At 69.0% G+C, this 6,578-nt stretch carries 6 protein-coding genes; 1 reads left to right on the top strand and 5 read right to left on the bottom strand.

The features are described from left to right. Positions 1-656: polysaccharide deacetylase family protein (locus ACWELQ_RS34250; protein ID WP_452401170.1), on the bottom strand; the 656-nt coding region annotated here is incomplete at its 3' end. An 82-nt stretch (positions 657-738) separates the two neighbouring features. On the opposite strand from ACWELQ_RS34250, the gene ACWELQ_RS34245 reads away from it, so the two are divergent. Continuing rightward, entirely contained in the window at positions 739-2,109 is a 1,371-nt protein-coding gene (locus ACWELQ_RS34245) for a putative glycoside hydrolase (protein WP_452401169.1), read from the top strand. Positions 2,110-2,132: 23 nt separating this feature from the next. On the opposite strand, the gene ACWELQ_RS34240 is transcribed toward ACWELQ_RS34245, so the two are convergent. Genes ACWELQ_RS34240 through ACWELQ_RS34225 form a run of 4 tightly spaced genes read right to left on the bottom strand, consistent with a single transcriptional unit; the run spans position 2,133 to position 6,482 of the window. Next, positions 2,133-4,334: a hypothetical protein gene (locus ACWELQ_RS34240; RefSeq protein ID WP_452401168.1), complete on the bottom strand. Its 2,202-nt coding sequence runs from the start codon at positions 4,332-4,334 to the stop codon at positions 2,133-2,135. Beyond that, positions 4,331-5,563: a hypothetical protein gene (locus ACWELQ_RS34235; RefSeq protein WP_452401167.1), complete on the bottom strand. Its 1,233-nt coding sequence runs from the start codon at positions 5,561-5,563 to the stop codon at positions 4,331-4,333. Before ACWELQ_RS34235 ends, ACWELQ_RS34240 begins: the two co-directional genes overlap by 4 nt. A gap of 9 nt (positions 5,564-5,572) precedes the next feature. Further along, positions 5,573-5,731, bottom strand: coding sequence for a hypothetical protein (locus ACWELQ_RS34230; protein ID WP_452401166.1), 159 nt, complete (start codon positions 5,729-5,731; stop codon positions 5,573-5,575). Between the two features lie 7 nt (positions 5,732-5,738). After that, complete coding sequence (locus tag ACWELQ_RS34225; RefSeq protein WP_452401165.1) at positions 5,739-6,482, bottom strand: serine/threonine protein kinase; 744 nt, start codon at positions 6,480-6,482, stop codon at positions 5,739-5,741. Positions 6,483-6,578: the final 96 nt, after the last annotated feature.

Below are 6,578 nucleotides of genomic sequence, written 5' to 3'. Positions count from 1 at the left end.
GCGGCGAGGATGGCGCGGACGTTCTGGACCAGCTCGCGTTGGACGTCGGTGGCGTTGAGGCGGCCCAGGTTCGGGTGCGTCGCGGTATGGGCCCCGAGGTCGTAACCGTGGCGGACCAGCCACGGCAGGGCGCGCGGGTCGTCGCCGAAGGGGTCGTTGTTGAGGTAGAAGGTGGCGGTCGCGGCGAGATCCGGGTGGCGGGAATGGAATTGCTCGAGCAGGCCCACCGCGCAGTCGGGGGTGGGGTCGCCGGCGTCGGTGAGGGTGAGCTGGGGGCGGGTGGAGTCGTCGAAGGTGAGGACCACCGGGTGGGTGCCCGCGGGGAGGTCGATCACGCCCGACAGGTAGCGGGCCAGGGTGATCGGGCGGTAGCCGTCGGTGTAGAGCCGCTCCAGTTCCGCGGTGAATTTCGCTGGGGTCTGGTCGTATTCGCTGCTCGGATCGGCCTCGATACGGTGATACATGAGGATGGGGATCTGGCCCAGTTCGTTGGCGGCGACCGCGGCAGGGTCCGGCGGACGCACCGTCGGGGCGGGCGTGGTCGTCGCGGGCGGCGCGGTGGCGGTGGACCCGCCGCACGCGGTGGCGGTCGCGCACAGCAGGGCCGCCGTGACCATTCGCAGCAGGCCGGTGGTCAGCGCCGTCCACGCCTTCATTGCCGCAACGCTACGCGGCGACAACGGTTTTGAGTTGATCTCGGCGAAATCCGATCGTCATCTCCGCGCTCGGGTAATAGTGATGCCCAACAGGCGTCTGTGGAAGTTGGTGTGTACGTTGCTCATGCGACTTCGGGCGATCCGCCGTCGGCGGCCCGCCCTGCTCGCGCTCGGTGCGGTACTCGTCCTGGTGCTCACCACGGTGATGTTCGTCTACGGTCGCAGCCGGCCGTCGGCCGCCACCGAGATCAGACCGCCGCGGCTGGAACTCTCGCCGCTCTCGGCGGCTACTTCCTATCGGGATCCGGTGACGGTGCGGGGCAAGGCGATCGGGGCGAAACAGGTGTCCTCAGGCGACCGGTCGGTACCGGTCGGGGCGGACGGGACCTTCGAACTCGCCCTGCCGCACGCACCTGTCGATACCACCGTGGTGGCCACCAATGCCGCGGGCGACACAGTGGCGGTCCCGGTGAAGGTCGGGGTCACCCTGCCCCGGATCCGGGCCGTCCACGTCACCGCCTACGCCTGGGCCTACGATCCCATGCGCGAGGCCGTCCTGGACCTCGCGCGCACCGGGCGCATCGATACCGTCCAGCTCGATATCAAGGACGAGGACGGTGTCGTCGGCTACGACTCACGGGTGGCGCTGGCGCGCGAATCCGGTGCGGTCAACCCCATCTACGACGCCCCCGCCGCCTTGAAGCAGCTGCACGACATGGGGGTGAAGGTGGTCGGCCGCATCGTCGCCTTCCGTGACCCCACCCTCGCCGGTTGGGCCTGGCACAACGGGCATCCGGACTGGGTGATCCAGAATCAGGGCGGCGGACCGTACTCCAGCGGCTACGGCGCGATCGCGTTCACCAACTTCGCCAGCCCTGAAATCCGTTCCTACAACCGGGATCTCGCGATGGAGGCCGGACACCTGGGCTTCGACGGCGTCATGTACGACTACATCCGGCGGCCCGACGGGAATCTGGCGGGGATGCGGTTTCCCGGGCTGGTCGAGACGCCGTCGGAATCGGTGGCGAACTTCCTGCGCGATATCGAGGCGCCGGTCCACGACGCCGGAGCCTCGCTGGGTGCGGCGGTGTTCGGGATCGCCGCGACCCGGCCGGACGAGATCGCCCAGGACATTCCGTCCATGGCGCGGTTCGTCGATTTCCTCGCGCCGATGCTGTACCCGTCGCATTGGCACGCGGGCGAGTACGACGTCGCCAATCCGAACTCCCAGCCCTACGACATCATCTTCCGGTCGCTCCAGGACTTCCGGGCGCGCACGGAAGGGACTGCGGCACAGATTATTCCGTGGTTGCAGGACTTCAGTCTGGGGGTGTCGTACGGGGATGCGGAGGTCAAGGCGCAGATCGACGCCACGTATGCGGCGGGGTACAACGGGTTCTTCCTGTGGAATCCGGCCGTGAGCTATCACGGTGGTGCGTTGTCGCCCAGTTGAGCCCTGTCGCCGAGCTGGGCGGGTCAGCGCCAGAATTGCCAGCCTCGGCGTGAATCCTGTTCCCGGGGCGTGGAATTCCAGGTCTGGCTCGCGTCGAGGGTCAGCAGCGTGGCGACGGCCTGGGGAAGATCCAGACGGTTGCGCAGCCAGGGCCAGCCGCCGGAGAGCGCTTCCGCGAGCTCGGCCGGAGGTAGTTCGAGGGCCGCCAGCGCGTCCAGCAAGGTGGCCGGGGGCATATCCCAGTGCCGGGCGCAGGCGGTGACCAGGGCGGGCAGCTGATCGGGCGGGGCGACGGCGAGCACACGCCGCAGGATCGGCCCGCCGTCGGCCGACCGGGTGCGGGAGACCAGCCGGTCGACGACATACTCGGGATCGGAATTCAGTGCGGCGGACATGGTTTCGCGTGCGCCGTCGAAGTCCATCGGCTCGTCGGGGGACCGCAGCAGGGCCGACAGGTCGGCCGGTGACCAGTCCTTCCCGTTCCTGCGCCCGAAGCCTTTGCGGGGCAGTTTGATTCCGCCGCGGGGTGTGTCGTCGCGTGCCGGGGCGGCATCGAGTACCACCAGGGCCTCGATCGATTCCGGAAGCTCCAGGGCCCGGCGCAGGTCGCGCCAGCCGGGCCGCAGCGCCTCGGCCAGGTCGACCGGGTCGGCGCGGGTGAGGGTGAGGGCCCGCATCAGATCGACGCCGTCGAGGGCCGGATAGCGGGCGCACTCCGCCACCAGGGCGGGCAGGCGATCGGGCGGCGCGCAGGTCAGGATCTGTTCCAGCGCATAGCGATCGCGGCCGTCGCAGGCGACGTCCACCGCGACCTGGGCGACGATGCCGAGATGGGCGTACATGGCGTTGCGCAGCAGATGGCTGCTGCCGGTCGGGACGCCCTGATCGTCGACCTCGGCCCGCAGCGCCTTGTGTACCAGGGCGCGGTCCCGCGAGCCCAGCGCGTGCTCGCGCAGTGCGCGATGACGGATCAGGTATCCGCCGATGGCCTGGCGGCGCTTGGGGTTTCCGGTGATCCACTCGGTGTGCAGGCGCGGCCACACCACGGCGGCGTCGGTGGCCGAGAGCTGCCCGTGGCTGCCTTCCAGCCGTCGCCGGGCGGCATCGGCCACCACCTCGGTGAGATCGAAACCGAGCTGGCGGGCCACCTCGACGGTGTGGGTGCGGTCGCGGGTGTCGTTGACGACGCGTTCGGTGAGAACTTTCTCGAACGTCTTGCGTACGCCGGGGCGATGCTCCATCCGGGCCAATGCCCTTGCCACGCTGGGTCTTCCGATGGCCAGCTGGACGGCGCGGGTGGCGAGGGCGCGGTCGTGCAGCCACTCCGGGTTCAGGTCGGGATCGGTGATCACCTCGGCCAGGTGGTCGTCGTCGAGTTCATCGGGGCCGAGTGCGCGCAGGTGCAGGCGATAGCACCACTGGCCGATCTCCTGTGCGGTGCCGAGGGTTTCGGGTGGCGTGACACCGGCGCGGCGATGGCCGACGAGTTGGCGGCCCAGCTGCACGAAGGGGTCGGACTCGTCACCGGGGTCACCCGGAGTGACGATGCGGCGGGCGCCGGCGGGGGTTCGTCCGTCACCTGTCACCGTGATGATCGCGCAGTCCGAGCTCGGGGTGTCGGAGGTGCAGAAGGTCAAGTTGCGCAAGCTGTTCCGGGGGAGCATGCCGTAGAGGGCGCGCAGCATGGCGACCGCGTCCGTGCCGTGCTCGACGCGCAGTTCGAGGGCGGGGCCGCGGCCGGACAGATGGGCGAGGGTGTAGCCGAGCAGGGCGGGCAGCCACTCCAGCTCGAGATAGGCGTCGGCGGCGGAGTCGAAACCGTTGTGCTCCGGGGGTTTCGGCAGGGTGTCCCAGCGGTCGGTGGGGTAGCCGGGATCGTCGAGGGTGGCGCGGAAGGCCCCGGCGTCGTACAGGCGCAGCGCGGTCGCGCCGTCGAGCGCGCCGCGTTCCCCGGTGACCAGGTGCGTCACGCAGGTGCCGGGCCGGGCGTTGGACGGCGTCTTCAGCAGCGCCACCGCCAGCCCGCGCACCAGGGTGAATTCCAGCGCGAGCGCGTCCGGCGCGGCCGGGAGCCCGTCCCAGCTGATCAGCCCGCCCAGCTCGCGCGTGGTGGAACCCAGTGCGGCGGGCCAGTTTCCGGAGCGTGCGACCACGCCGACACCCGTCCCGGAGGATTCCAGCGTCACCACGGCCCAGCCGCACAGCAATTGGGCGAAACCCGTCATCGGTCGGTCCGTAGGTGGTCGATCAGGTTGAGCATGTGGATGACCGGGTCGACGGCCGCGAACGGCTTGAACACCGGATAGGTGTTGTCGGCGCGCTTACCGCAGCCGACGGCCGAGACCGGGAAGTAGCGGTTGTGCGGGAAATGGATCGACAGGGTCGCGTCGACGGCCGGAAACAGTTTGCGCACCAGCGATCTCGTGGCGTCCGAGCGGTAGGCGATCTGGCCCGGCTGATACAGGTTGCCCGCGCCGTTGAGGCTGTACGGGCTGTCGGCCCAGTCCGGCGGGGGCGCGACGATACCGACCTCGGGCAGGCTGATCAGCGACAGCAGATCCGATTTCGCGACGATCGTCGAGACATGCAGGCGCGGCGGCTCGATCGGCAGTTCGAGGGGATAGCTGTTGGCGGTGCGCCACAGCTTCGCGATCTGGTCGATCATCATCTTGGTGCGGCCCACCGTCTGCGAATGCTCGACGTTGTTGCTGAGACTCTCCTCGTTGGCCGGGCCCGCGTGCTCGCGCATCATGGCCAGGTACTGCTTGTTCAGCGTCGAGGGCACCACGAACCAGATGAAATCGGCGACGGCCAGGTGCGGGCTCACCTTGGCGGCGATCTCGGCGTCTGCGACATCCTCGCCCGCCACATCCACGAACGCCAGGTTGACGGTGCGGCGGGTGGCCAGCGAGGTGAACTTGATCAGGATCGGGGTGCGCACCTGCCAGCCGCTCCAGGCGTGCGACTGGGTCTGGGTCTGGTTCTGCGGGGGCATGGGTGGGCGCGGTGGCTGCGGCGCGCCCACCGGGCCGATGCCGTTCTCCTGGCGTTGCATCTGCGCGCCGACGTACCCGCGCTTCTGGGTGTAGCCGATGGCCTGCCGGTTCATCAGCGTGTTCTCCAGGGCCGCAAGCAGTTTGGTGGATCGGCGCGACGGCACGATCGACCATTCCCGGGCCAGCACCGGGTCGTTCATGACCGAATAGATCATGGACACGATGAGATGCGTTTTGGACGAGGCGGATTCGCCGACGAAGCCGATCACCGTGGTCGGATGGTCGAGGATCTCCTCGTCGATCTCACAACCGTTGGGGCAGCGCCGATCCAGCCGCCGCGAATAGTCCGCGACACGGGTGGCGAAGGCGCCGTTGGGCTGGCGCAGCACCCAGATCCAGGAGCGGCGGGCGGAGTCGAATTTGAACTCCGCCAGGCAGTTCAGACAGACGATTCGCACAGGGGCACCTCAGGCCAGCACGGTGTAGGTCAGCCACAGCAGCGTGACCAGGAAGAAGGCCGCGCCGACGCGGGCCGCGATCCGCAACCAGTGCCAGGCGCGGGAGTTGGCGTAGACGTAGCGTTCCCAGGCCAGGCCGGCCCGCGGGCGGTTGCTCGGATTGCTCACGACTTCCTCACAGCTGATGGGCGATCGACACGATCAGCCAGGCGAGCAGCAGGAAGACCAGCCAGCCCAGCACGATTCCGGTAGCGGCCGCGCCCAGCAGGACGCCGCCGATGTAGCGGGGGTCGTCGCGGGTCAGGCCCTCGAGCACGCGTTGCCGGAATTCCAGCGCGGGGCGCACGAAGATGCCCCACAGGCCTGTCTCGGGCAACTGGACGCCCGAATGTTCGGCGGGTGGGCGCACGGGCGGGCCGGGCGGCAGGACGCTGGTCGGATTGCGCACCGGCACCGTCGCGGGATCCGGTGCGGGGCCGTGGATCTTGTCGGTGACGTCATCGATCTTGCGGGTGACACCCTCGGGCGGCTTGCGGGCGAGATCGCGGGTCTCCGAGTGCACGGCGTCGCGGAAGTAGTGCTGGAACTCCGCCGCGGAGCCGAAACGCAGGCCGGGGTCCGGGGACAATGCCTGATCCAGCACCGAACGCAGCTTCTGCGGCAACTGCGCGGGCGCGTACACCGCCTCCAGCACCTCCGTGCACACCACCGCGAACGAGTACTCGTCACTGAGATGGGTGAACCGGCCGTGTTCGAGATATTCGGGCGCGGAATAGTTCTGGGTGCCGACCACCTGATGTGCCCGGGTCAGCCGCTGCATGTTCTCACGCATCTCGATGGCGATCCCGAAATCGGCGAGCTTCGCGGTGCCATCACGGCAGATCATGATGTTCTCGGGCTTGATGTCCCGGTGCACCACCCACCCACGACCCGTTGACCCACGACGACGTCCTGCGTATCCATTTCTCCGCGCCCCCGTTCGGTTTTCCCGGCTATCTCGCCGATGAGGTGGGCG

The organism is Nocardia sp. NPDC004722, assembly GCF_053601505.1.
This window is presented reverse-complemented; position numbering and strand designations above follow the sequence as displayed.

Bases quoted from the DNA above. Each gene is read 5' to 3' on its own strand.
- ACWELQ_RS34245 (WP_452401169.1), top strand. From the start codon at position 739: ATGCCCAACAGGCGTCTGTGGAAGTTGGTGTGTACGTTGCTCATGCGA.
- ACWELQ_RS34240 (WP_452401168.1), bottom strand. From the start codon at position 4,334: ATGACGGGTTTCGCCCAATTGCTGTGCGGCTGGGCCGTGGTGACGCTG.